We start from the raw sequence: 24,099 nt of genomic DNA on the forward strand, positions 1-24,099 counted from the left end.
GAGGATCTGGATGGCACAACCGCCCCTGTCGATGGAGCCGACAGGCTGGTTCCAAGTGGCCTGGTGCGCCGAGATCACGGTCGGCGCCGTCCACAAAATGAAGTACTTCGGACGTGAGATGGTGGCGTGGCGATCGGCCTCCGGGCAGGTCGCGGTCTTCGACGCCTACTGTGAACATCTGGGCGCACATCTCGGCTACGGCGGCCATGTCGAAGGCGAGAACCTGGTGTGCCCATTCCACGGCTGGGAATGGAACCGCGAGGGCCGCAACGTCTGCATCCCCTACGAGAAACATCCGAACAAAGGCCGCCGCATCCGCACCTATCCCGTCGTCGAACGCAACGAGGCAGTGTGGATCTGGTACGACAGCGCCGGTCGCCCACCCTCTTTCGATGTCCCGGATATGTTCGCGGCCTTCGACGACGGCAGATCCGCCGCCGACTACTACCCGCCGGTGCCCGCGGCCACGCTCTACCGGCCGGGACTCGAGATGCATCCGCAGTACGTCATGGAGAACGGCGTCGACTTCGCCCATTTCAAGTTCGTGCACAAGACACCTTTCACCCCCGAGTTCACCCGCCACGACTTCTCCGGGCCCGTGTCGTATGTCGACTTCACCATCGCCTTCGACGCGGATATCACCGAGGACCAGGTCAACAGCGGCGTGGAATCGATCAACGCCGGGCTGGGCTGTTCGATCACCAAGAGCTGGGGCATGGTCGACAACCGGACCATGCCCGCGGTCACTCCGGTCGACGACAAGACCTCCGACGTCCGATTCACCGTCTGGATCGGCCGCAAACCCGGCGACGACGGCCCGGAAATCAGCAAGTACGGAAAAACGATGGCCGATTTCGTGATCGAGCAGTTCGACGCCGACGTCGAGATCTGGTCCCATCAGCGCTATTCCGACCCACCGGCATTGTCGCGCAAGGAGTTCCAGGGATTCACCGCACTGCGCAAGTGGGCCGAACAGTTCTATCCCGACGGCGGACCCGCGGGCCCCGATCCACAACGACCGCACAGCGGCGCCGTACGACCCGTGACCGCACCGGCCGAGCTCTGAGCACGCCGGCCAGCCTCGGGCAACCCACTTCCGAACCGATAGAAAGGCCACCGATGAGCACTCCCGACAAGATCCGGGTATTCCAGGTCGCAACCGGCAACCTCGGCACCGAGATGATCGGCCGCATCCAGAACCAGCCGGACCTCGAACTGGTCGGCCTGCACTGCTACTCACCCGATAAGATCGGGCGGGACGCGGGCGAGATCGTGGGAATCGACCCGATCGGCGTCACCGCCACCGGTTCGATCGACGAGATCATCGCCGCCAAGCCCGACGTCCTGACCTTCCACGGCGTGTTCCCCGATGAGGACCTATACGAGAAGGTTCTCGAAGCCGGGATCGACGTGGTTACCACCGCCGACTGGATCACCGGCTTCCACCGCGACACCAACCACCCGCACCCGTCGGGCCGCAAGGTCAGCGAGGTCATCGCGGCCGCCTGCGAGCGTGGGCAATCCACGTTCTACGGCACTGGAATGAATCCCGGACTGTGTCAGATCCTCGGCATCGTGCACACCGCCGACGTCGCCGAGATCGAGAACGTCACCGTCACCGAATCGGTCGACGTCTCATGCCACCATTCCGTTGACACCTGGACAGCCGTCGGCTACGGCCGGCCCATAGACGATCCGACGATTCCCGACTCGCTGTACAAATACACCGCGGTCTTCGCCGACGCCGTCTATCTGATGGCCGACGCCTTCGGCCTCGAACTCGACGAAGTCGCTTTCGACTACGAACTCGGTGCCTGCACCAAGGATGTCGACCTGGGCTGGTACTTCATGCCCAAGGGCTCACTCGGCGCCAACTACATCAAATACCAGGGCATGGTCGACGGCGTAGCGCGGGTGGAGACACACCTCGAATGGCAGATGACCCCGCACACCGATCCGTCGTGGGACATCAAGGGCTGCTACATCACCCAGGTCACCGGCGATCCGAACATCTACAGCAAACATATGATCTTCCCCCGCAAGGGATTCGACCTGTCCAAACCGGAGAACTTCGCCTCGATCGGAATGACCGTCACCGGCCTGCCCGCCCTCAACTCCATCAAGTCCGTCGTCGCCGCGCGCCCGGGCATCATCACCAGCGCCGATCTCCCCCTTCGCGGCTTCGCCGGGAGGTTCAAGATCTGAAAGGTTGCCGGTGCTCCACCTCGCGCTTCCACGCACGCTGGAGCACCCCGATTTCCGACGACGCCCCGGCCCCGCACTCCTGCTGATCGCGGGGCCGGGGTCACCCGGTGCGGCCGCGCGACCACCCGCGGCCGCACCGGACCCACACAGCACGGCAGGTCGCCGTAGCCACCGGAACCGGCAGGCGACACCCAGGCTGTCCAGAACCGGCCTGCTCAGACGTAGGAAGACCTGCCATGCCCCAACTGTCGACCGACAACCCGCTGCGAATCGTTCAGTGGACCACCGGCAATGTCGCACGCGCCGCGGTACCCGCCATCCTGGGACGCCCCGACCTGCAATTGGTCGGCTGCTACGCCTGGAGCCGCGACAAGGTCGGACGCGACGCGGCACTGCTGTGTGGTCTGACACAGCCGTGCGGGGTCGCGGCCACCGATGACATCGACACCCTGCTGGCGCTGAAACCGGATTGCGTCGTCTACACACCGTTGCGACCGGATATCGAATTGCTCGAGCGTCTGCTGCGCGCAGGCGTCAACGTCGTCACCACCGCCGAATTCCTCACCGGGCACTGCAAACCCGGCTATATCGAACGGCTCGGCGCCGCGGCTGCCGAAGGCGGCGCGAGCATCCTCGGCACCGGGATGAATCCAGGATTCACACAACTGCTCGCGGTCGTGGCGACAGGAGCCTGTTCCCGGATTCGGCATATACGATCGGTCGAGTCCGTCGATATCAGTCATTTCGCCGCCGATTCCAATATGGACGGCCTCGGCTGGGGGCGACCGGTCGACGATCCCGGACACGCCGAAGATATCCGCGCGGCAGTCGCCGTGTTCGAGGATGGTGTTCACGTGGTGGCCGATTGCCTGGGCATCCCACTCGACTCGGTCGACTGCCGGGTCGAGTTCGCCGCCGCGACGAAGGACCTTCCCTGCCCGGGCGCCATATCGCGCGCGGGGGTGTCGCCGGAATCGACCTCCGTTTCATCGGCATCGCGAACGAACGCGAAATCATCGAACCGCACCAGCGATGGGTGATGGACTCCGAACTCGACCCACCCATGCCTGTCGGCCACGGCTATCGGATCGAGGTCGACGGCACGCCGAATATTACGCTCGACCTCGGCATCCTGCCCGACCAACCGCTCGAGACCCTGACCGTCGACGATATGCACGGCATCGGCATGGCCATCACCGCCATGCCCGCGGTCAACGCCGTTCGCCACGTCGTCGCAGCCGCACCCGGCCTCCTCACCTACGCCGACATCCCCATCGCCGCGGCGGCCCTCGAGCAGTGACGCCGGTCCACGGCAGCCGTGTGCGGCCACGCATGACCTGGGGCCGTTCGGTGCCGGGGGCAGCGGCACATCGCCCACACCCTTGCGGGGCCCCACGCCGGATGCACCAACACGTGCCGACGGACCGCCTCGCGGGCCTTCTCGCGTGCCGGCCGAGGCCACGGCCCGACCACCGGGACCCGCTCGAGCACGTGCCTGCTTGCGGCGCCAGGTCCGTTCGGGCACGGCCTCACGAAGCCCCACCCGGCCTGAGCAGGAGCCAATCAATCCATTGGTGCATGGACTGCGCCGGTACGCCTAACACCTTTTCGGGACGTTGAGCACGCGATCCTGCTGGATACAGTGCTCTGCGAGAGGAACTGATCCTCAGGACTGCCTCAGCTGGACCCGACTTGAACCCCCACGCCGCTTACCTGCGCATACGACTCGAGCAGTTGATACGTACACCGAATAACAGCAGGTAGAAAGAATGAGATTTGTGTCCGGAGGGGGACTTGAACCCCCACGCCCGATAAAGGGCACTAGCACCTCAAGCTAGCGCGTCTGCCATTCCGCCACCCGGACCGGTGTGCTCCGCAAGAGTATCGGATCGTGCCACGGGGGCAAAATCGCGGGGTCCACCTGCGGATATCGAACATACCGAGGGTGGCTGTCGAGCGTTCGGACCTCGACCGGTCGACCGGTCGGTAGATTGTGATGCGCAAGGTGACCGATGTGGTGAGGAGTGCCCGGTGGGACGCGATGTGGCGGTGGTTATCGGGGTCGGCGGTATGGGGCGGGCCATCGCGCGCCGTATCGGGGGTGGGCGGCGGCTGCTGCTCGCCGATTACGACAAGGGCAATCTGGACTCGGTGGTCGAGGTGCTGACGGGGGAAGGGCACGACGTGACCGGGCGGCAGGTCGATGTGTCGGATGCCGGATCGGTGGGGGCGCTGGCCGAGGCGGCGGCGGGGCTGGGGCGGGTGACGCAGGTCGCGCATACCGCGGGGGTGTCGCCGACGCAGGCGCCGACGGATGCGGTGCTGGAGGTCGATCTGCTGGGGACGGCGCTGGTGCTGGACGCGTTCGGGGAGGTCGTGGCCGAGGGCGGTGCGGGGGTGGTGATCGCGAGTATGGCGGCGCATCTGGCGCCGTTGCCGGATGATCAGGTGGCGGCGCTGGCGGCGACGCCGGCCGGGGAGTTGCTGTCGCTGCCGTTTCTCGATCGCGATGCGCATCCGGGGCTCGCTTATGCGCTGGCCAAGCGCGGGAATATCGCGCGGGTGCAGGCGGCGGCGGGTGCCTGGGGGCGGCGTGGGGCGCGGGTCAATTCGATCAGTCCGGGGGTCATCTCGACGCCGATGGGGCGTGCGGAGCTGGCGGGTGAATCGGGCGCGGGGATGCGTGCGATGGTGGAGATGTCGGGGACCGGGCGACTCGGGACTCCGGACGATATCGCGGATGCGGCGGCCTTCCTGCTCGGACCGTCGTCGAGTTTCATCACGGGTGTGGATCTGCTGGTCGACGGTGGGGTGGTCGCCGGGGTGCGTGCCGCGGCCTCGGCCTGATCCGGCCGGTAACCTCCGGTGAACTGATGCCGCGGCGCGGACGACGGGGTCCGCGGCCGATGGCAGCGCGGCGTCCGCACGCCGGTTTTCGTAGACAAGGAAGTGAACTGTGCCCGATACCGCAGCGCCTCGAATCCATCTCGGCCCGTCCCACGACGCGACCCTCGCGCGGGGCATCGAACGCGCGGGCGGGGTGCTGGTACCGCTCGATCGGGCGGAGGCGGTGGTGTGGGCCGCCGGGCCGGATACGTTTCCGGAGCGGCTGCCGGACGCGGTCCGGTGGGTGCAGTTGCCCAGCGCCGGGATCGAACGGTGGTTCGCGACGGGGATCGTGGACGAACGACGGGTGTGGACGTCGGCGGCGGGCGCCTATGCGCGGAATGTGGCCGAACACGCGGTGATGCTGCTGCTGGCCGGGGTGCGGGCGCTGCCGGGGCAGGCGCGGGCGACCTCCTGGCGAAAGGCGGAGTTCGATCCGGAGGTCGGGACGCTGCACGGCGCCACGGTGGCCATCATCGGCTGCGGCGGTATCGGGCGGGCGATGATCCCGTTACTCACCGCGTTCGGCGCCGAGGTGCTGGCGGTAACCAGGTCCGGCACGCCGGTTCCGGGTGCGGCGGAAACCGTGGGCGCGGAGCGGACCGCCGAACTCTGGTCACGCGCCGATCATTTCGTGGTGGCCGCGCCGGCCACGGCGGAAACCGCGCGGCTGGTGGACTCCGGCGCGCTGGCGGCCATGAAACCGACTGCGTGGGTGGTGAATATCGCGCGGGGGTCGCTGATCGACACCGACGCTCTGGTGGCCGCGCTGCGGGCCGGTTCGATCGGCGGGGCGGCGCTGGATGTGACCGATCCGGAACCGCTGCCCGACGGCCATCCGCTGTGGACGCTGCCCAACGCGCTCGTGACACCGCACCTGGCCAACCCGGGCACGGGGCTCGCCGGGTTCCTGGCCGACCATGTGGCGGAGAACGTGGCCCGTTTCGCCGCGGGGCGGCCGCTGCTGGCCCTGGTCGAGACCGGCCGGGGTTACTGAACCGAACCGGCTTCGGCCCCGGCGCCGACGGGCTGGCGCGTGCAGACCTCGAGGATCTCCTCGACGGGCCGCCGCGGTGTCTCGGCCAGCGGGGCGGCACTGGGCGGGCTCCAGCCGATCCGGACCATGGCCTGCGGGTAGGCGCAGTCGTGGAGCAGCCCGGTGCGGATCTCGCGCCGCGAATCGGGCAGGCCCAGCGGTTCGGTCTGCAGGCTGGTGGCCAGGCCGAGACCGGTGGCGGTGAGCAGCAGCGTGCTGACCGCTTCGCCGGCGCGCAGCTGGGCGAGCCTGTCGTCGTGGGCGGTCCCGATCACCAGCCATTGGGCGGCGTCGGGGCGGTCGCTCGGGTCGCGCAGGGCCGGTTCGGCGAAGGAGCGCACCGGTATCTCACCCGCCCGGAAGGGGGCGGGCGCGTTCCGGGACGGGACGCCGTCGGACACCCGGTCGGGGCCGCTCCAGCGGGCGATCTCGTCCTGGTAGGCCCGGTCGGTGGCGTGCTGGGCGGCGGATCTGCGCATCGGCGTCGCCAGCCGGGGCAGGAATTGGTCGGGCACCTGACGGACCGCGGCGCCGCAGGCCGATACCCGGGACGCGATGGAGCGGATATGCCCGACCGGGATCGGGCGCGGAATGTAGTGCCGGCGATCGGTGCGCCGCAGCAGGATGGCCGCGGCCATCTCGATCTCGTCGTCGGTGGGCGGCCGCCGGGTGGTGGAGACGGTGGCCAGATGCGTCGGGTCGGCGGGGTCGGGCAGGTAGTCGACGGTGCTCGCCCAGCCCGTGGCGGCCAGCGCCACACGCAGGTGGTGCAGGGTGGCCCCGCAGCTCACGGTCAGCGACCGGCGGTAGGGGTCGGTGGCGGGGAGGTGACGCGCGGTATCGGCGAACAGCTCGATCCCGGACGGCGTGGTTCGCCACCGCCAGGGCTGGGTGTTGTGGACCGAGGGGGCGCGGACCGCAAGCCCCAGAGCGGCATCGGTGGCCTCACGATCGGGGACCACGCAGCTCATGACATGAATCCTTCCGGTGACGTCTGAAAGCGGCGCGCACGCCACTACTGGCAGGCCTCCGTAACGGAGTGGTATCGGCGCCGCCTCCGCACAACCCACCCGGGCGGCGACCGACATGGTGATGACCAGGGTAGACAGCCTGACGCCGGTTCGACAGGTATCGGGACGAATCCGTCCGGGCGCACCCGGACGGAGGCGGGCGAGCGAATGCCGAAACATCAACGGTTCCGGCCGATTCCGCCGCCCGCGCAGGGCTGAATCCGGGGGCGGGCGATTCATGTGAAATCGGCCATGGCCGAGCACGACAGGGCCTCGTGGGCGGCCGGATCACCGTTATCCGCGCGCGACACGGCCGGACGCGGACCGTTTCCCGCGCCGAATGCGGGGTAGATCGCCAGTACTCTGGGTCACTGCCCTGGTGACCTGCTGCAACAGATGCGTTACACCGAGGAAAGGGATGCACACATGCTGATACGTCGGCTTGCCCGCCCCCTGCTGGCGAGTACGTTCGTCGCGAACGGAGTCGAAACCCTGATGCATCCGCAGTCACGGGTCGAGGAGGCATCGAACCTGGTGCAGAAGGGGCAGGAGACGCTGCCGTCGAATATCGCGGGATCCCTGCCCTCCGACCCCGACACTCTGGTCAAGGTCACCGCCGCCGTCCAGATCGCGGGTGGCACGCTGCTGGCGCTCGGCAAGGCGCCGCGCCCGGCCGCGCTGGCACTCGCGGCGACGGTGGTACCCGCGACGGTGACCGAGCAGAACTTCTGGGCCGAGACCGACCCCGCCCGCAAGGCGGCGAAGCGGACGGCCTTCCTGAAGGATATGGGCCTGCTGGGCGGGCTTCTGATCGCGGCGGCCGATACCGCCGGGAAACCGTCGCTGGGCTGGCGCGGGCGCCGGGCGGCCAAACGTGCCCGGTCGAGTGTGAGCGGGGCGCTGCCGCTCGGGGGCTCCGATCGCAGTGCCACCGGTGAGGCGGTGCGCGACCAGTTGCACGCCGCCGCCGAACGCGGTCAGGATCTCGCGGGCACGGCCGCCGACAAGGGCGCCGAACTCGCCGAGACCGTGCGCCGGCGCGGCCCCGGCTGGGCCGAGGCGGCCAAGCACCGGGGTTCGGAATGGGCCGATATCGCGAAACATCGCGGGACCGAACTCGCCGAAACCGCGCAGGCCCGGGGGCCGGAATGGGCCGAAACCGCCAAACACCGCGCCGCGGAGCTCGCCGACTACACCAAACACCGCGGTAGCGAACTGGCCGACTACACCAGGCACCGGGGCAGCGAACTGGCCGAGACCGCGCAGGCCCGGGGCCCGGAGTGGAGCGAGGCCGCCAAACACCGCGCCGCCGAGCTGGCCGATTACACCAGGCACCGGGGCGGTGAGATCGCCGATTACACCAAACAGCGTGGTGGCGAGCTGGGAGCGGCGGCCAAGGACCAGCGCGCCCAGCTGGCGAAGGCCTATCGGGACAAGGCTCGCTGAACTCGATCGAGACCGCGACCGCGGGCCCGGGGACATCCCGGGCCCGCGGTCGTTGCGGCGAATGCGCGGCCGATACGCGTGTGCCCGCGGCCGCTAATCGCGCCAGACGGGTGGGCGCTTCGCCAGGAACGCCGCCATTCCCTCACGGGCGCCGGGCAGTTGAGCGGCGGCGGCCATGACTTCCAGGGCGAGAGCATAGGCATCGGCCTCGGGGCGGTCGAGTTGGCGGTAGAGAGTGCGTTTGCCGAGTGCCTTGCTGGCCCGGCTGCCCCGGGTCGCGCGGGCGAGTAACTCGCCCACGGCTGTGTCCAGCTCGGCGTCCGGCACCGCGCGGTTGATCAGGCCCCACTGTTCGGCGGTGCGGGCATCGATCGGGTCGCCGGTGAGGGCCAGTTCCATCAGCCGTTTACGGCCGACCGCGCGTGCCACCGGAACCGCGGGGGTGTGACAGAACCAGCCGCCCTTGCCGCCGGGAAGCGCGAAACCGGCCGATTCGGCGGCGACGGCCAGATCGCAGGAGGCCACCAACTGGCAGCCGGCGGCCGTGGCCAGACCGTGCACCCGGGCGATCACCACCTGCGGCACCGACTCGATGGTCGACATGAGTTCGGTGCACAGATCCAGCAGTTCCCGGACGCCGAGCAGGTCGCGCGCGGCGACGTCGGCGAAATCGTGTCCCGCGGAGAACACCGGGCCGTGCGCCCCGAGAACTATCCCGGTCGCGTCGGTCTCGCCGGCGGCCCGGAACGCGGCCAGCAGTTCGGCCAGATGCTCGCCGGACAGGGCATTGCGCCGCTCCGGCCGGTTCATGGTGATGCGCAGCGTGTCGTCGTCCCGCGCGACCAGCAGTTGCCGATACTCCGAGGCGGTCATATCTCCACCGTAGAACTCTTGGGGCGGCGACACCGCGTTTCCGAGGCGGCTCTCCGCCCGTGGCGCGTTCAGTGCGGCACAGGCCGCGGGATCGCTACATTCCCGGGACTTCGATAATGGGCGCCGGATAGTCCACGCTCTGCAGCCGCCACGGACGGTGCACCGCGCGACCCTCGATTCCGGCGAGTTCGGGCACCCAGCGCCGCACGTAGGCACCGTCGGGGTCGTAGCGTTCGGCCTGGCGCAGCGGGTTCAGCACCCGGTTCGGGCGGGTGTCGTTACCGGTGCCCGCGACCCACTGCCAGTTGAGCTGGTTGTTCGCCATATCCGCGTCGACCAGCCAGTACAGGAAATGCCGCGCCCCGACCCGCCAGTCCACGCGGAGGGATTTCGCGAGGAAACTCGCGGTGATCAGACGGGCGCGATTGTGCATCCAGCCCTGGTCGCGCAGCTGCCGCATGCCGGCGTCCACGATGGGGAATCCGGTGCGGCCCTCGGTCCAGGCCCGCACCGCCTGGGTGTCGGTGCGCCACCGGATATCGCGGTCGCGATAGTCGTGCCAGGTGGCGGCGGGGCGGGCCGCCAACACCTGATGGTGGAAATCGCGCCAGGCCAGCTGCCGGACGAACGCGGCGCCGCCCTCGGTGCCGTCGTCCACCCGGCGGACCAGTTCGCCGGGTGAGAGGCACCCGAAATGCAGGTAGGGCGACAGGTGCGAGGTGGCGTCGGCGGCCAGATCGTCGTTGGTGCGGGAGTATTCGGCGACACCGCCGGACAGCCAGTCGCGCACCATTTTCCGGGCGGTGGTCTCACCGCCGACCGTGAGGCCGGGGGACGGCGGTTCGGTGGTGAGGTCGTCCGGCGTGGGGAGCGAACCGGCCGCGATGCGGGGCAACCGCAGTTCGCGAGGTGCGCGCAGCGCCGGTCGCCGGTCGGCCTCGAGCCAGCGCCGATGATAGGGGGTGAACACCGCGAAATGGTCGCGATCGGAGGGCAGGATATCGCCGGGTGCCACCACGGTGAGCGAGGCCGGGTGGACCCGCAGTTCGCGACCGTCGGCGGCCAGGCGTTCGCGTAACCGCCGCTCCCGGGCGCGACTGTAGGCGCTCACATCGGCGGCGATATGCACCACCGCGGCACCGGTTTCGGCCGCGACGCGGGCCACCTCCTCCACCACCTCGCCGCGCCGCACCACCAGCCGGCCGCCGATCTCACGCAGTTCGCCGTCGAGTTCGCGCAGGGCGGCGCTCAGGAAATGCGCGCGGTTGGGCGGGCACCCGGCCAGTATCGCGTCGTCGAGGACGAACAGCGGCACCACGGTGTCGCTTTCGCGGTGCGCGGCGGTGAGCGCCGGATTGTCGTGTACCCGTAGATCACGGGTGAACAGGGCGAGCGCGCCCCCGCTCACGCGAACCAGACGAAACAGAAGGTATGACCGACCGGATCGGTGTAGACCCGGAAACCTTCGGCGGCCTGCACGAAGGTCGCACCCAGGCCGAGTACCGCGCGTTCGGCGACCTCGATATCGCTGACGAGGATGTCGAGGTGGAGTTGCTGGGAGGCCGCCGGGTCGGGGAAGTGTGGGGGGCGGTATTCCGGTGCGTACTGGAAGGCGATCCGCCGGCCCTGTGGGTCGGTCATCGCCACCCAGGTGTCGTCGCTCTCCTCGCGCAGCAGTTCTCCGCCGAGCAGGCCGAGATAGAAATCGGCCAGCTTCCACGGTTGCGGGCAGTCCAGCACCACGGTCCGCAATCCTTCGACACCTTCGGCAGCCATCGTCGATCCTCCTTCGCCACAACCGGTCACGGTGATCGCGTACCCGGGCCGGAATCAGGAAAACCCGGCGGGCGCGTCACTGCGCTCCCCCACTGTCCCGGGCCTCCCGACAATAGGTCAGCGGATGGACCGGAGGCGGCGACCGGCGGTCAGCGTGTCGGCACCTGCTCGTAGACCTCGCCGACCGCGCCGGACAGGAGCCGGTCGGTCATCTCCTGCTTCAGCACCCGCAGGCGCGCGTTGTCCGCGTCGGTGCGGGCGGTCCGGGCTCCCAGCGCGATGAACTCCTCGGTGACGAACCCGGCGTCCCGCAGACGCAGGGTCACCGTGGTGTCGCGGTGGGTGAATTCCCAGACGTAACGGGCGAGGGTGGCGCCGCGGGCGGGTTCGGCGAGCGCGGGTTCGACGGTGAAACGACCACCGGTCACCGCCCGCAACACCATCTCCACCGCGTCCCGTCCCCCGGGACCGGGAAAAGCCGTGCGCACGGTGACCTCCCGGCGTTCGACGGCACCGAGCGCGGTCACCGCGTGGCGCATGGCGCAGTAGGCGTGGGCGACACCGCCGGGGAATTCGGTGCCGTGGTACTTCATCAGATCGTCGAACGAGAACTCCATCGGCGTACCCGATTCGTGGACTGTCAGCATGGGTTCCTAACCTCCGGAGATGGCCCAGTAGAGGGCCGAATAGAGCAGTTGGGTGGCGCCGGGCATGAATCCGGAGCCGTGGTGGTAGACCGGATCCATCGTGGTGACCAGCAGCCGGCCCGCGGTGGTGGTCTCGTCTAGATAGAGGATCGAACCGTCGCGGTCGCCGGTTTCGGTGTGCAGATCGACCAGGCTCACCGCGCCCTCGGGCGGTTCCAGCACCCCGTGGTAGTGCCAGATCACGGCTCGCCGGGAGAAATGGCGCCAGGCCGGGTGTCCGGGCGCACACGGCCGGAGCCGGTGGTCCTCGCCGGTGCGCCACCACCAGAACACGGTGGGACGGCTCTGTTCCCGGATACCGGGGAACCACCGGTCCGCGGAATTCTCCCCGAAGAGGAGCACGGTCGCGCCTCGACGCAGGCGGTCCAGGAGTGGATCGGCCCACCGGATCAGCAGATCGGGCCGGAGGCGGTCGGAGACCACGACGATATCCGCGGCGCCGAGGTCGCCGGGATCAGCGGTGCGGATATGGAGCGGGCGCAGGCGGTAGGGCGCGAGCGCCGGATCCGCGAGGGTGGCCAGCTGCGCGTGGCTGCCGCCGTGGAGGAAGACGATATCGTGTGCGGTGTCGGTCATCGGCCCTCCAACCAGCGCACGATCTGCGGGCCCAGCCGGGCGGTGCCCCGGTCGGCGCCGGCGAACTGCAGCAGATCGTTGCCGCCGTGGACCAGCACCCGGCCGGCGCCCAGCGGATAGTCGTAGTCGATCGGGGCCGCGGTGGGTCCGAGGGTGTGCACGATCCGCGCGCCGGCGGGCAGATCCAGGTAGTACCCGCGGCCGTAGAACCCGGCGACCCCGATCCGTTCCAGCTCCTCGAACGGCAGCGGGCCCGGTGTGCCGGTGTTGTAGAGGAACGCCAGCGGATCGGTGCCCGCCCAGACCGGATGCTCGCTCACGCGGGTGAGCACCAGATCCCGCGGCGTCCGGAACTCGAGTTTGCGCCACCGCGTCAATCCCTCGAGGAAAACACGCTGGACGTGGCCGTTGATCAGGACCCGCCCGCCGCCGGTGACGAAAGCCTCCAGCAGCGGCCGCTGTTCGACGAGGTATTCCTGATCCACATCGCCGGTGAAGTAGATGCCGGTGACCTCCGCGGCGCAGGCCCGGGGCAGGTCGTAGAGGTCGATCTCGCGGAAACCGCCGGCCGGGTTCCCGTCGCGGGGTGCCATCACCGCTTTCAGCACGGTCACGCGATACCCCGTCCGAAGTCGGGAACAGTGAGACGTCGTGTCGCGCTGGGTGTTTCCACATCCGCGGTGACGATGGGTACGCCGTACATCTGCGAGAGCAGGTCGTCGGTGAGCAGGTCGCGGGTGGGGCCGACGCGCTGATCGTCCGCGTCGACCATCAGCATCGACCGTTCCGCCACGTGCAGGGCGTGGTCGGGGTGGTGGGTGGTCATCACCACCGCCATACCCTCATCGGCCAGGTCGCGCAGCACGATCAGCACCTGTGCCTGATTGCGCAGGTCCAGCGCCGACGCGGGTTCGTCGAGGACGATGGTGTCGCAGTCGGAGACCAGGGCCCGGGCGATGAGCACCAGCTGGCGTTCCCCACCGCTCAGCCCGGTGTACTCACGCTCGGCGAGGTGGACGGCGCCCACTCGCCGCAGCGACTCCCGGGCCGCGGCGCGGTCGGCCGCCGACGGAGTGCTGTACATCTTCACCGTCCGCGCCCGGCCCATCAGCACGATATCGAGGACCGAGAACGAGAACACCACCGAATGGCTCTGCGGGACATAACCCACCCGGCCGCGGATCTCGACCGAACCCGAGACCGGGCGGTGGATCCCGGCGAGGCATTTGAGCATGGTGGTCTTGCCGCGCGCGTTGGGTCCGAGGACGGCGAGCACCTCCCCCGCCGCGGCCCGCACCGAGACATCGCGGAAAATCCAGGGCCCCTTGGCCGAATAGCGGAACGACAGCGACCTGGCCTCAAGCATCGGAACCCCACAGACGTGAGCGGTTGCGGATCAGCAGCAGCACGAAGAACGGGGCGCCGATGATGGCGGTGAGGATCCCGATCGGGATCTCGGCGGTGCTCAGGCTCCGGGAGAGCGTGTCGATCACGGTGAGATACGCGGCGCCGAGCAGCGCGCTGACCGGCAACACCATCCGGTTGTCGGTACCGACCATCATGCGCACCAGATGTGGGACGACCAGCCCCACCCAGCCGACCACACCGGCGACCGATACCGACCCGGCCGTGATCAGCGCGACGCACACCAGCAGCAGGTTCCGCAGCCGCCGGGGGTTCACCCCGAGCGCGGTCGCGTCCTCGTCGCCCATCGCCAGGATATTGAGGCGCCAGCGCAGAGCGAGGACCACGGCACCGGCGAGCACGATGGGGACGGCGGCGGTGAGCACTTTGGTGTAGCTCGCCGTCGCGAGTGATCCCATGAGCCAGAAGACGATCGACGGCAGTTCGCTGTAGGGGTCGGCGATATAGGTGATGAACGAGACCATGGCCTGGAACATCGCGCCGACCACGGTGCCGCCGAGGATGATCATCAGCAGCGGCGCCCCGGGCACCGCCCGCGCGATGGATACCACCAGGATCAGTGCGAGGATCCCGCCCGCGAACGCGCCGCCCACCAATGCCACGCCGCCGAACCCGGCCAGCAGGATCAGCACCCCGCCGAACGATGCCCCCGAGGAGACGCCCAGCACCTGGGCGCTGGCCAGCGGGTTGCGGAACACCGCCTGCATCACGGCGCCGCCGACCGCAAGGCCGGCACCGAGCAGGATCGAGAGCAGGACCCGCGGCAGCCGCACATCGAGAACGACCGTGCTTTCCTGCGGATACCAGGTCTGCGCCAGCGGGAGGAACTGCCCGAGCAGGATGCGCACGATCTCGTTGGGCGGCACGGTGTAGCGGCCGATCGCGAGGGCGCCGATCGCGACGACTACGAGGAGCGCGGCGAACCCGAGCAGGATCAGGATTGTGCGGCCGGGTCCCCGGCGGCGCGGCGCGGAATCCTCCGGCGCCGCGACCGCCGGACCGTCAACGGAGGAACTGGTCATAATCCGCGGCATCCCGGTTCATATCGAGACGCAGCACCTGGTCGATCTCCGCCTCGGAGATGTCGTAGGCGAACAGGTCGTCGAAGGCGGCGCGGATATCGTCGCGTAGTGCACCGTCGCGCGCCGCGGGGTAGAGGATCTTGTGCATCCACTGCCACATCAGCGGCGATTCGGCACTGGGCACCTGCCACCGGTAACCGCCCAGCGGAGTCTTGTAGACCCGCTTGTTCTGGACCGCGCTCACACCGGCCAGCCGCGGGTCGGCGTAGATATCGGCGGGGGTGCTCTCGTCGAACCCGCTGAGCATGATGACCTCGGGGTTCCAGGACAGGATCTGCTCGGGGCTCACCTGACCGGAGTCGGAGGTGAATCCCTTGCTGACCAGATCGGCGCCGACGAGGTCGAACTGGAATCCGTCGTAGCCCTTCGCACTGGTGGTGCTGTAGGTATCGCCGGTGCGCGACAGGATCATCGCGCGCGGGCGCGGCCCGGTCTGTGCCGCAACCTCCGCGCGCATGGCCGCCTGTTCGCCGCGCTGCCAGTCGACGAGGTGCTGTCCGCGCTCGGGTTTACCGGCGATCTGCGCGAACAGGGTGATCCAGGTTTCGAGGTCTTCCTGGGTGCCGTATTCGAGTCCGGCGACGGGGAATCCCGCGGATTCGATCGGCGCGGTCACGTCGGTGCCGCGATCGCCCCACTGGACGACCACATCCGGGTCGAGCTGGAGCAGCGTCTCGACGTTCGGCATGAAGTCGTTGCCCGCGACGACCGCGGAGTTCGCGGATTCCGGGAACATGGTCGCGAACATGCCGCCCTGGTTGGCCACCAGCGTCGAGCGGTTGATGCCGACGATGCGGTCGTAGCTGCGGTCGACGGCCGCGAAGATGGACGGCGCCGGCATCACGGCGAAGGCCACCTTCTCGGCGGGGCCGTCCAGGGTCACGGTCTGCCCGCGCTGATCGACGAACGAGACCGCCGCACCGGTATCGGTGGTCTCCGATTGCGCTTCCCGGGTGGAACATCCGGCGGTCAGGGTCAGGGCGCCGATGAGGCCCGCGACCATCCATCGCCGGGACGGACCTGTCCGTGTGCTCCGTCGTACCCGCTGCGCGTTCACTCTCATGCGCCGTACCGTCCTGCCTGTGAATCCGTATACAACGGACACAGGTTAGCCTTACCTATTTCCCATGTGTCAACGGGGGTTGTTTCACATCAGGGCGGCATACCACGCGGTCAGCGGCGGTCCAGCGAGCCGGGAGACGATTCCCTGGGCAGGTCAACGGATTTCGTCTCGGCAGCGGTTTCGGGGACTTTCCGGGCGATCCGGGCCCGCAGCGCCGCCGGCCCGCCGCGGGTGATCGCCACACCGGTCAGGCAGAGCGCACCGCCGGCCAGCGCGAGCGCACTCGGGAACTCCCCCAACGCCGCCCAGGCCATCACGATGACCAGGGCCGGCGATGCGTAGGTGGTCGCGCCGATCTGCCCCGCGGTCATCCGGGCCAGGGCGTACGCCCATGTCGTGAAGGCGACAGCGGTCGGGAACACGCCGAGATAGACCAGGCTCAGGGTCGCGGAGACCGGCGCCGCGGCCACCTCGCCGGCCAGTTGCCAGGAAAAGGGCAGGCAGGCGAGCGCGCCCACCACACAGCCGCCGGTGGTCACCTGGAGTGCCGACGCGTGCGCGAGAGCGGGCTTCTGCAGGATCGCCGAAATCGCCCAGGACGCCGCCGCGACCACGCACAGCGCCACCCCCAGCACCGTCGCGCCGCCCTCGGAACTCGACAGTCCCACCACCGCGGCGCCGGTGAAGGAGACGGCGATCCCGGCCATCAGCCGCCCCGGGAAACCCTCGCCCAGCAGCAGACCGCCCAGCAGCGCGATGAGCACCGGGCCGATATTGATCACCAGCGCCGCGGTTCCGGCGTCCACATGCTGTTCGGCCCAGTTCAGTGCCACCATGTACAGCGCGAACCACAGCACGCCGGTGATACCGATGGCGCGCCAGGTGCGGCGCGGAGGTGGCCCGACGCCGGTCACGGCGCACAGCGCGACCAGGACCACCGCGCCGGATACGAGCCGCCCGAGGGCCAGCGCCCCGGGTGCGAAATGCTCGCCCGCCGCACGGATGAACACGAACGCCGACGCCCACAACGTGACGGTCACCATCGCCGCGGCGGCCGCCCGCCCGCGCCCGGCCCGATCCACCAGCTCCATGCTCCGACCCTAGGCGCCCACCGGGCCCGCGATCACGCGGATTTCGGCTGTCGCTCTTCTTCCCGGGCGAGCGCGCTGGGCCACCAGACCTTGGGTCCGACCACGGTGAACAGGGCCGGAATCACCACCGTGCGCACCAGGAAGGTGTCCAGCACGATGCCGATACCGACGATGATGCCGAGCTGGGTGAGGGTGATCAAGGGCAGAACGCCCAGGACGCAGAACACCGCCGCCAGCACGATTCCGGCGCTGGTGATCACCGCGCCGGTGGCGGAAACGGCGCGCACTATCCCGTCCACGGTCCCGTGGCCGGGCGTCTCCTCGCGGGCCCGGGTCACCAGGAAGATCGTGTAGTCGACGCCCAGTGCGACCAGGAACAGGAACGCGAAGAGCGGGACGGTGGTGTCCAGCGCCGGGAACCCGAAGAGATGAGTACCGACCAGGCTGCCCAGACCGAGCGCGGCCAGCGCGCTCAGCACGGTGACACCGATCAGCAGCAGCGCGGCGGGCAGCGCCCGCAGCAGGATCAGCAGGATCGCGAAGACGACCACCAGAATCAGTGGGATCACCAGCAACTGGTCGTGGCGGGCCGCGTCACGGGTGTCGAGGGCCTGGGCGTCGCTGCCGCCCACCATCGCCTCGGCGCCGGGTATCCCGGCGAGCCCCGCGCGCAACTGCTCGACGGTGGCGAACGCCTGCTCCGATTCCGGTGCGGCGTCGAGGGTCACCATCCATCGGTCCGACCCGGCATGGCTACCGGCCTGGGTGACCCCGGAGGTACCCGGCGTGTTCTCCAGCACGGATCGCACCTGGTCCGCGGTGCCCTGACGGGCCAGGACGACCGTCGGATCAGAAGAGCCCGAGGGGAAGTGCGCGGCCAGGGTGTCGAGCCCGTCGACCGATTCCGCCTCCACCCGGAACTGTTCGGTCTGCGACAACCCGATGGTGACCCCGGCCAGACCGGCGGCACACCCGGCCAGTGCCACGATCGCCACGGCCGCGACCGTCACCGGCCGGGCCACCACCGCCGTCGCGATCCGGTGCCACACTCCCTGTCCGGTCGGATCCTCCTCGCTCACCCGGGGCACGAACGGCCAGAAGATACGCCGCCCGCACAGCGCGAGCGCCGGTGGCAGTGCCACCAGGACGAACACCACGGCCACCAGCAGGCCGGCGGCGGCCATCAACCCCAGCGAGCGAGTGTTCGGCAGCGTCGCCAGGAGCAGGGAACACAGGGCGAGGACGACGGTCACATTACTGGCGAGCACGGCCGGTCCGGCGCGCCGCACCGCCTCGCGCAGGGCGTCCCGGTGGCCGGCGTGCCGGTGCAGTTCGTCGCGATATCGCGAGACCAGCAGTAGCGCGTAGTTGGTTCCGGCACCGAAGACCAGGACGCTGGTGATACCGGAAGTCGAGCCGTCGAAACTCAGATCGGTGAGCCGGGCGAGGGCGGTGCCGGTACTGGTGGCGGTCCGGTCCGCCAAACCGATCACCAGCAGCGGCACCAGCCACAGCACCGGGGAGCGATAGGTGACGATCAGCAGGACGGCGACCACCAGCGCGGTCACCGCCAGCAGGGTCACATCCGCGCCGGCGAAGGAGTCGGCGATATCGGCGCCGAACGCCGGACCGCCGGTGATCTGCACGGTCAGACCCGGTGGCGCCGCCGCGGCGGCGGTCTCCCGGAGTGTGCCGATCGCCTCGGTGAGGGCCTCACCGCTCAGGTCGGCCGAGACGTCGGCACGGCCCAGGGCTGCCTTGCCGTCGGGTGAGACGACCAGGCCGGGCGTCCCCCCGATCCGGACGACGGCCTCCTCCGCGGCCGTCCGGTCCGCCGCGGCGAGTCCGGCACCGTCGGCGCGGGTGATCACCAGGATCACCGGAGCGTCCGCACCGCCCGGGAATTCGGCAACCGCGGCCTTGACCTGCGCCGATTCCGAACTCGCGGGCAGCGATGTCGGCGCTCGCCCGGCGTCGTCGTTTTCGCCGGTACCCAGGATCACGGCGCAGGCGGCGACGAGAACGGCGAGCAGCAACCACCACGAACGACGGCCGGTGACCAGTGCGGCATAGCGATCCCACGCATTCACGCCGCCGACTATTTCAGAAACTGAAATAATACGCAACCGGCGCCTACACTGAGCGGGCCGACAGGAAGGACGCGGAGGGTGACAGCAACGGACGACGAGGCCGGCGCCGAGGTACGAACGCGCGCGGAAACCGATATCGCCATCGATATCCGGGCGCTCACCGGGATTTCCGAACAGATCGCCCACCTCTTCGCCCATTCCCATGACCTGCGCAGCAACGATTTCCGCGCGCTCACCCATATCGCGACCGCCGACGCCGAGGGCCATCCGCTCACCGCCGGAGGACTCCGCGAACTGATGGGGCTCTCCCCCGCCGCGATCACCTACCTGGTCGAGCGGATGATCGCCTCCGGTCATATCCGCCGCGAAACCGATCCGGGCGACCGCCGGCGGGTTCTGCTGCACTATTCCGACCACGGCATGGCTGTGGCCGGGGACTTCTTCCACCCGCTGGGCCGGCGCACCCGGGCCGCGATGGCCGCACTGCCGACCGCCGATCTCACCGCCGCGCACCGGGTACTCAACGCCGTGGTGGGCGCCATGCGGGAACATCACGCGGCCCTGACCCCGAGGCAGACCGGAGGCGGATGACCGGCCGCGCCTCGAATGGACGCGCGGTCGCGGGTTGAAGGCACCGGAGGCGGGTACGCGCTGTCACAGGAGGTGTGTCATGCCGAAGGAATGGACCCGCAAACAGGAACGGCAGTACGAGCACATCAAGGATTCGGCGCAGGATCGCGGCGCCGGGACCGGGCGCGCGAAGGAGATCGCGGCGCGCACCGTCAACAAGAACCGGGCCCGGGCCGGGCAGACCCGCACCGCGAGCCGGACCTCCACCCGCGATATCTCCCCGCAGCGCCGCGGTGGATTGCGCTCGGGTACCGGCGGGCCGAAGGGACCGACCCGCGATCAGCTCTACAACGAGGCCCGGCAACGCAATATCGCGGGCCGTTCGAAGATGACCAAGAGCGAACTGGCGCGGGCGCTCGGCAAGTCCTGACGAGGCGCCTCGCTCTTCCAGTGGTCAGCGGCGGGGCCCGCCGAGATCCAGCCGCCTGGTGACCCGGTCGACCAGATCGGGAGGCATCCCCGGTTCGCGCCGCGCCGCCAATGCTTCGCGGCGGCCCGCGTCCACGATCTCGGCCCGGATGCGTTTCGCCTTCTCGGCCATGCGCGCGTCCCGTTCGGCCTGGTTGCGCGCTTCGTCGTCGGCGGCCTGCGGATCCGCGCGCGCCATCCGCCGGCGCACGCCCTCCCGCAGCCGCTCGTAGAGCTCTTCGGGAATGTGCTCGGTATCCGCGAGTTCCTTGAGGCGGGCCAGCTCCGCCTCGACGACCCGCTCCCACAACCGGCGCTCGAGCCGGCGTTCGGCACTGGTATCGGCCCGCACACCGGTGAGCCGCACGATCAGCGGAAGCGTCGGCCCCTGGATCAACAGCGTGAACAGCACGACCGCGAACGCGGTGAACAGGATCTGGGTACGACCCGGGAATTCCGCGCCGGCCTCGGTGAGCAGCGGGATGGCCAGGGCCAGCGCCACCGTGGCGACCCCGCGCATACCGGCCCACCAGGTGACCACCGTTTCGCGCCAGGTATACGGTTCATCGGCGTCCTCGTCGTGCCACCATTTTCCGCGCAGCCACCACGTGGTGAGCAACCAGACCAGGCGCAGCCCCACCACCACCGCCACCACCGCCGCGGCGCCACCCAGCAGTTGCGGCCAGCTGTGCCCGGTGGCCTGCAGCACGGCGCTCAACTCGAGGCCGATCAATCCGAAGGCGAACCCGCTGATCAGCAGCTCGGTGATATCCCAGAACGAATCGCCCACCATCCGGTAGTCGGCATCACCGAATTCGGTGGCCGCGTCGGTGAGATACAGGGCGCACACCAGCACCGCCAGCACCCCGGATCCGCCCCACGCCTCGGCCAGCCCGAAGGCGGCGAAGGGCAGCAGCAGGCTCAGCGCCACCTGCCAGGCCGCTTCCTCCAGATACCGGGTGAGCCTGCTGCCGGCCATCCCCAGCAAGAGCCCCACCAGTACCGCGACCACCGCCGACACCACGAACTCCACGGCCGCGCCCGGCGCCGAGAAATGCCCGGTGACCACCGCCTGGATCGCGACCGTGTAGATGACGATGGCGGTGACATCGTTGAACAGGCCTTCCCCGCCGAGCACCACGACGAGCCGCCGCGGCAGCCCCAGCCGGTTCGCCATCGCGGTGGCCGCCACCGGGTCCGGCGGGGCCACGATCGCGCCCAGCACCACCGCCGCGGCCGCCGGCAATCCCGGATACCAGGCATGGAACACCGCGGCGACCGCGACGGTGGTCACCACGACCAGCCCCACCGCGCGGAGCACGATGGGTTCCCAGTTCTCCGCGAACTGCCGCCACGAGGTGCGCCGCGCGGCGGCGTAGAGCAGCGGCGGCAGTACCAGCGGCAGGATCAGGTCCGGTGGGACCCGGATCTGCGGGACGAAGGGCAGCAGGGCCAGGGCGCAGCCGAACAGGGTCATCAGCACCGCGGAGGCGACGCCGAGCCGGCGCGCGAGCGCTTCGGCCAGCACCGCGGCGAACAGGATGACGAACATCAGCACCAACTGGTCCATGACCGTCCAGTCTGCGATGCCGGAGCGCCCGCGGGGCCGCGCAATGCCGAGGGCACGCTGATTCGTGCGAGCCGGGCACACCCCACGGCGGTATCGGCGGCAACCCGGCGACCTTCCGGTGAACGGTCCGGTCGCGCGGGCCGGAGAGCGATCGGCCGACATTGCACCCGGCCAGAACCGCCGCGACACCGCCCCTGCCACGGCAGTCGTCCGGCGAACGGTGACGGGCCGTAACACATTGACCCACAAGCAATCTCACGGCAATCGGGAAACTTCGTGTTTCCTTGGCTTTGCGAATGAACTCGGGGCACACTTTAGGAACGACGTTCGATGTGCCGATCGAACTCGGGGGCGAGGACAGCGACTATGAGAATTAGGCCGCGGCAACAGCTGCTGGACCTGTGGCGGGCCGTGCTCGCCTGCTCCTACCGGAACGAGAAATGGACCTGGGGCGGGCGCGACGGCTCCAATTCCATCAGTGACGCCGAACAGTTGCTGTGCCTGCTGTATCCGGCCACCGAACTCGCGGCCTTCGCCCTGGATCAGCCCAACGATATGGCCAACGACGCCCGGCTCGCCCTGGAACCCTTCGGGGAGGAGACCCGGATCGGAGGCGTCCTGGTCGGCCTGCTCGAGGACTATCTCGATCGCTACTCCGATGCCGACGGCGACCCGCGGTTCGCGGCGGGCAGCTATCTGAGCGCGGTCGACGAGCGCCCGGTCGGCGACGGTCAACGCGATCTGGAAGTCGTCGACTCCTACTCGATGTCGCTGAGCCTGTGTATCGCCGCGCTGCGGTTCCTGCGCGGATTCCAGCGTTTCGTCGGCGGGGAGGTCCGGCGGGAGGCCCGGCAACTCAACGAGCGGATACCGCCGCTGATCGATGCGGTGGGAGTCCGGCTCACGGCCGCGATGGCCGGGCTGGTCCGGAGTTTCGTGATCCACACCCCGGAACCGAGATCGCCCGCGGGCCGGGCGATCCTGCACATCATCAATCAGAACGGCGAGCCCACCGACGAGGTGATCCGGCGCCTGTCGGCTCGTCTGGAGCGGCTGCGAGTGCAGGCCGCCAACGAGGTCCGGCTCAGCCAGTCCACCGAGATCGATATCGCCGACGACGAGCGGCTGTTCGAATGCGGCTGGGGCTGGGGCATCGTCCGGATCGCCGAACCCATCGACTTCGTACCCGGCCGGACCGGCAATATGCCCGGGCATGCCGAGCCCCGCCCCTACCTGTACTTCACCGCCGTCGCCCTCGACGGCATCATCGATCTGTCCTCCCAGCGCATCCGGGAACTGGACCTGCTCACCGACGAACAGCGCAAACTCGCCGACGCGCTGCAACTGCGATTCGAACTGGCCCGCAACTACTGGTCGACGGTCGCCCGTTTCGGCGGCGGCCGCTGGCCGCTCGAGGACATCCCCTGGCGCACCTCCGACGGTGAGGAATCGGATTACTTCAGCCTCACGGTCTCCGCGATCCTCATCCAGGATCTGGTCTACCGGGACAGCACCGAGGATCTGGCCCGCACGGTGGCGATCTTCGACCAGCTGGCACGCCGGGGCCGGATCACCAGCCGGCTCATGGCCGAGGACCCGGCGGCGGTCCTGCATTATCCCGGCGTCCGGCTGGCGCTGGCGGGCAGCGAGGATCTCGACGGCGGTCCCCTACTACGGTGGCAGGTACCCGATTTCGCGACCATGATGCTGAAGCGGTGCCTGCAGGCCGCTCGCCTGCGCACCGACGTCGACACCCGGGACCGGTTGATGGCCCTGGCCGAATCCGCCATGGACCATCTCGACCGGCGCATCCTGCGCGAGGGGCCCGCGGCCGGCCTGTGGGACAACCCCGCCGCCGAACTGGGCCCCACGGTCCGCGTCGCCGAGGGCCCGTCCTGGTTCGTCACCGAGCGGATCATGGAATGCCTGGTGATCGCCTACGACACCTTCAGCGAACCGCCGCTGGCGCCGTCGAGTATGGTCGCGCGCGCCATCGACCTGATGAGCGAGGCGGAACATCTGCTCAACCAGGAGGAGCTGGAGGTCGAAGGCGAGGACCTCACGCCGAAGCAGGCGGCGGTCAACCGGATCCGGCAGTCTCTCGATCGTGCTCGCGCCGTCCTGCGGGAGCGGCCGGGCACCGCCTACAGCCTCGCCACCCAGGCATTGATCCAGCTCGACGAACTGGCGTACGCGCGCCAGGACGCGACGCGGTGAGGGTGGCG

23 protein-coding genes and 1 tRNA gene are annotated in these 24,099 nt (G+C 69.3%); 10 read left to right on the forward strand and 14 right to left on the reverse strand.

The genetic code is table 11. The features are described from left to right. Nucleotides 1-10 precede the first annotated feature (10 nt). The 4 genes from ACZ6SF_RS22790 to ACZ6SF_RS22805 all read left to right on the forward strand — a co-directional run bounded on the left by ACZ6SF_RS22790 (nucleotide 11) and on the right by ACZ6SF_RS22805 (nucleotide 3,505). Nucleotides 11-1,066 (forward strand): Rieske 2Fe-2S domain-containing protein, encoded by a 1,056-nt coding sequence (locus tag ACZ6SF_RS22790; RefSeq protein WP_466064249.1) that lies wholly within the window; start codon nucleotides 11-13, stop codon nucleotides 1,064-1,066. A gap of 53 nt (nucleotides 1,067-1,119) precedes the next feature. Next, nucleotides 1,120-2,205: an NAD(P)H-dependent amine dehydrogenase family protein gene (locus tag ACZ6SF_RS22795; protein ID WP_466064251.1), complete on the forward strand. Its 1,086-nt coding sequence runs from the start codon at nucleotides 1,120-1,122 to the stop codon at nucleotides 2,203-2,205. A gap of 236 nt (nucleotides 2,206-2,441) precedes the next feature. Continuing rightward, entirely contained in the window at nucleotides 2,442-3,245 is an 804-nt protein-coding gene (locus ACZ6SF_RS22800; protein ID WP_466064252.1) for a hypothetical protein, read from the forward strand. Beyond that, nucleotides 3,245-3,505, forward strand: coding sequence for a hypothetical protein (locus tag ACZ6SF_RS22805; protein WP_466064254.1), 261 nt, complete (start codon nucleotides 3,245-3,247; stop codon nucleotides 3,503-3,505). Before ACZ6SF_RS22800 ends, ACZ6SF_RS22805 begins: the two co-directional genes overlap by 1 nt. A 479-nt stretch (nucleotides 3,506-3,984) precedes the next feature. Here the strand turns inward: ACZ6SF_RS22805 and ACZ6SF_RS22810 are convergent. Further along, nucleotides 3,985-4,069: transfer RNA gene (locus tag ACZ6SF_RS22810), tRNA-Leu, on the reverse strand. A gap of 167 nt (nucleotides 4,070-4,236) precedes the next feature. Here ACZ6SF_RS22810 and ACZ6SF_RS22815 point away from each other — a divergent pair. Then, a complete protein-coding gene (locus tag ACZ6SF_RS22815) occupies nucleotides 4,237-5,052 on the forward strand; it encodes an SDR family oxidoreductase (protein ID WP_466064255.1) in 816 nt (271 codons plus the stop codon). A gap of 109 nt (nucleotides 5,053-5,161) precedes the next feature. Continuing rightward, a complete protein-coding gene (locus ACZ6SF_RS22820; RefSeq protein WP_466064257.1) occupies nucleotides 5,162-6,088 on the forward strand; it encodes a D-isomer specific 2-hydroxyacid dehydrogenase family protein in 927 nt (308 codons plus the stop codon). Here the strand turns inward: ACZ6SF_RS22820 and ACZ6SF_RS22825 are convergent. Beyond that, the gene (locus tag ACZ6SF_RS22825; RefSeq protein ID WP_466064258.1) at nucleotides 6,082-7,098 is read right to left on the reverse strand and encodes an Acg family FMN-binding oxidoreductase; all 1,017 of its coding nucleotides are present in this window, start codon (nucleotides 7,096-7,098) and stop codon (nucleotides 6,082-6,084) included. The two genes, ACZ6SF_RS22820 and ACZ6SF_RS22825, sit on opposite strands and share 7 nt — an antisense overlap. A 465-nt stretch (nucleotides 7,099-7,563) precedes the next feature. Here ACZ6SF_RS22825 and ACZ6SF_RS22830 point away from each other — a divergent pair, with 465 nt between their 5' ends. Beyond that, nucleotides 7,564-8,583, forward strand: coding sequence for a DoxX family protein (locus tag ACZ6SF_RS22830; RefSeq protein WP_466064259.1), 1,020 nt, complete (start codon nucleotides 7,564-7,566; stop codon nucleotides 8,581-8,583). 93 nt (nucleotides 8,584-8,676) lie between these two features. Here ACZ6SF_RS22830 and ACZ6SF_RS22835 read toward each other — a convergent pair whose 3' ends face one another. The 11 genes from ACZ6SF_RS22835 to ACZ6SF_RS22885 form a co-directional block, all read right to left on the reverse strand. Continuing rightward, nucleotides 8,677-9,456, reverse strand: a complete 780-nt coding sequence (locus ACZ6SF_RS22835; protein WP_466064260.1) for an enoyl-CoA hydratase-related protein — start codon at nucleotides 9,454-9,456, stop codon at nucleotides 8,677-8,679. 94 nt (nucleotides 9,457-9,550) lie between these two features. Beyond that, complete coding sequence (locus ACZ6SF_RS22840; protein WP_466064262.1) at nucleotides 9,551-10,864, reverse strand: cryptochrome/photolyase family protein; 1,314 nt, start codon at nucleotides 10,862-10,864, stop codon at nucleotides 9,551-9,553. Beyond that, nucleotides 10,861-11,232: a VOC family protein gene (locus ACZ6SF_RS22845; RefSeq protein ID WP_466064264.1), complete on the reverse strand. Its 372-nt coding sequence runs from the start codon at nucleotides 11,230-11,232 to the stop codon at nucleotides 10,861-10,863. Before ACZ6SF_RS22845 ends, ACZ6SF_RS22840 begins: the two co-directional genes overlap by 4 nt. A gap of 149 nt (nucleotides 11,233-11,381) precedes the next feature. Then, entirely contained in the window at nucleotides 11,382-11,879 is a 498-nt protein-coding gene (locus ACZ6SF_RS22850; RefSeq protein ID WP_466064266.1) for a hypothetical protein, read from the reverse strand. 6 nt (nucleotides 11,880-11,885) lie between these two features. Continuing rightward, nucleotides 11,886-12,515: a hypothetical protein gene (locus ACZ6SF_RS22855; protein ID WP_466064268.1), complete on the reverse strand. Its 630-nt coding sequence runs from the start codon at nucleotides 12,513-12,515 to the stop codon at nucleotides 11,886-11,888. After that, entirely contained in the window at nucleotides 12,512-13,129 is a 618-nt protein-coding gene (locus tag ACZ6SF_RS22860) for a hypothetical protein (RefSeq protein ID WP_466064270.1), read from the reverse strand. Before ACZ6SF_RS22860 ends, ACZ6SF_RS22855 begins: the two co-directional genes overlap by 4 nt. Next, a complete protein-coding gene (locus ACZ6SF_RS22865; protein ID WP_466064272.1) occupies nucleotides 13,126-13,881 on the reverse strand; it encodes an ABC transporter ATP-binding protein in 756 nt (251 codons plus the stop codon). The genes ACZ6SF_RS22860 and ACZ6SF_RS22865 overlap by 4 nt, the downstream gene beginning before the upstream one ends. Continuing rightward, nucleotides 13,874-14,962 carry a FecCD family ABC transporter permease gene (locus tag ACZ6SF_RS22870; RefSeq protein ID WP_466064273.1) on the reverse strand — a complete coding sequence of 363 codons (1,089 nt, stop codon included), beginning with the start codon at nucleotides 14,960-14,962 and terminating at the stop codon, nucleotides 13,874-13,876. The genes ACZ6SF_RS22865 and ACZ6SF_RS22870 overlap by 8 nt, the downstream gene beginning before the upstream one ends. Continuing rightward, entirely contained in the window at nucleotides 14,943-16,085 is a 1,143-nt protein-coding gene (locus ACZ6SF_RS22875; RefSeq protein ID WP_466064275.1) for an ABC transporter substrate-binding protein, read from the reverse strand. Before ACZ6SF_RS22875 ends, ACZ6SF_RS22870 begins: the two co-directional genes overlap by 20 nt. Before the next feature lie 110 nt (nucleotides 16,086-16,195). Continuing rightward, nucleotides 16,196-17,176: a DMT family transporter gene (locus ACZ6SF_RS22880; RefSeq protein ID WP_466064276.1), complete on the reverse strand. Its 981-nt coding sequence runs from the start codon at nucleotides 17,174-17,176 to the stop codon at nucleotides 16,196-16,198. A 32-nt stretch (nucleotides 17,177-17,208) separates the two neighbouring features. Next, nucleotides 17,209-19,266: an MMPL family transporter gene (locus ACZ6SF_RS22885; protein ID WP_466064278.1), complete on the reverse strand. Its 2,058-nt coding sequence runs from the start codon at nucleotides 19,264-19,266 to the stop codon at nucleotides 17,209-17,211. 78 nt (nucleotides 19,267-19,344) lie between these two features. Between ACZ6SF_RS22885 and ACZ6SF_RS22890 the strand changes: the two genes are divergently transcribed. Beyond that, a complete protein-coding gene (locus ACZ6SF_RS22890) occupies nucleotides 19,345-19,857 on the forward strand; it encodes a MarR family winged helix-turn-helix transcriptional regulator (protein ID WP_466064280.1) in 513 nt (170 codons plus the stop codon). Nucleotides 19,858-19,936: 79 nt separating this feature from the next. After that, a complete protein-coding gene (locus tag ACZ6SF_RS22895) occupies nucleotides 19,937-20,266 on the forward strand; it encodes a plasmid stabilization protein (RefSeq protein WP_466064282.1) in 330 nt (109 codons plus the stop codon). Between the two features lie 24 nt (nucleotides 20,267-20,290). On the opposite strand, the gene ACZ6SF_RS22900 is transcribed toward ACZ6SF_RS22895, so the two are convergent. Continuing rightward, nucleotides 20,291-21,874: a Na+/H+ antiporter gene (locus ACZ6SF_RS22900; RefSeq protein ID WP_466064284.1), complete on the reverse strand. Its 1,584-nt coding sequence runs from the start codon at nucleotides 21,872-21,874 to the stop codon at nucleotides 20,291-20,293. Nucleotides 21,875-22,240: 366 nt separating this feature from the next. On the opposite strand from ACZ6SF_RS22900, the gene ACZ6SF_RS22905 reads away from it, so the two are divergent. Next, nucleotides 22,241-24,091: an SCO2524 family protein gene (locus ACZ6SF_RS22905; RefSeq protein ID WP_466064286.1), complete on the forward strand. Its 1,851-nt coding sequence runs from the start codon at nucleotides 22,241-22,243 to the stop codon at nucleotides 24,089-24,091. Nucleotides 24,092-24,099 lie beyond the last annotated feature (8 nt).

It is taken from the genome of Nocardia sp. NPDC049935 (genome assembly GCF_055586645.1).

Bases quoted from the DNA above. Each gene is read 5' to 3' on its own strand.
- ACZ6SF_RS22835 (WP_466064260.1), bottom strand. From the start codon at position 9,456: ATGACCGCCTCGGAGTATCGGCAACTGCTGGTCGCGCGGGACGACGAC.
- ACZ6SF_RS22845 (WP_466064264.1), bottom strand. From the start codon at position 11,232: ATGGCTGCCGAAGGTGTCGAAGGATTGCGGACCGTGGTGCTGGACTGC.
- ACZ6SF_RS22905 (WP_466064286.1), top strand. From the start codon at position 22,241: ATGAGAATTAGGCCGCGGCAACAGCTGCTGGACCTGTGGCGGGCCGTG.
- ACZ6SF_RS22875 (WP_466064275.1), bottom strand. From the start codon at position 16,085: ATGAGAGTGAACGCGCAGCGGGTACGACGGAGCACACGGACAGGTCCG.
- ACZ6SF_RS22790 (WP_466064249.1), top strand. From the start codon at position 11: ATGGCACAACCGCCCCTGTCGATGGAGCCGACAGGCTGGTTCCAAGTG.
- ACZ6SF_RS22880 (WP_466064276.1), bottom strand. From the start codon at position 17,176: ATGGAGCTGGTGGATCGGGCCGGGCGCGGGCGGGCGGCCGCCGCGGCG.
- ACZ6SF_RS22805 (WP_466064254.1), top strand. From the start codon at position 3,245: ATGGACTCCGAACTCGACCCACCCATGCCTGTCGGCCACGGCTATCGG.
- ACZ6SF_RS22870 (WP_466064273.1), bottom strand. From the start codon at position 14,962: ATGACCAGTTCCTCCGTTGACGGTCCGGCGGTCGCGGCGCCGGAGGAT.
- ACZ6SF_RS22900 (WP_466064284.1), bottom strand. From the start codon at position 21,874: ATGGACCAGTTGGTGCTGATGTTCGTCATCCTGTTCGCCGCGGTGCTG.
- ACZ6SF_RS22855 (WP_466064268.1), bottom strand. From the start codon at position 12,515: ATGACCGACACCGCACACGATATCGTCTTCCTCCACGGCGGCAGCCAC.
- ACZ6SF_RS22850 (WP_466064266.1), bottom strand. From the start codon at position 11,879: ATGCTGACAGTCCACGAATCGGGTACGCCGATGGAGTTCTCGTTCGAC.
- ACZ6SF_RS22830 (WP_466064259.1), top strand. From the start codon at position 7,564: ATGCTGATACGTCGGCTTGCCCGCCCCCTGCTGGCGAGTACGTTCGTC.
- ACZ6SF_RS22825 (WP_466064258.1), bottom strand. From the start codon at position 7,098: ATGAGCTGCGTGGTCCCCGATCGTGAGGCCACCGATGCCGCTCTGGGG.
- ACZ6SF_RS22895 (WP_466064282.1), top strand. From the start codon at position 19,937: ATGCCGAAGGAATGGACCCGCAAACAGGAACGGCAGTACGAGCACATC.
- ACZ6SF_RS22865 (WP_466064272.1), bottom strand. From the start codon at position 13,881: ATGCTTGAGGCCAGGTCGCTGTCGTTCCGCTATTCGGCCAAGGGGCCC.
- ACZ6SF_RS22800 (WP_466064252.1), top strand. From the start codon at position 2,442: ATGCCCCAACTGTCGACCGACAACCCGCTGCGAATCGTTCAGTGGACC.
- ACZ6SF_RS22795 (WP_466064251.1), top strand. From the start codon at position 1,120: ATGAGCACTCCCGACAAGATCCGGGTATTCCAGGTCGCAACCGGCAAC.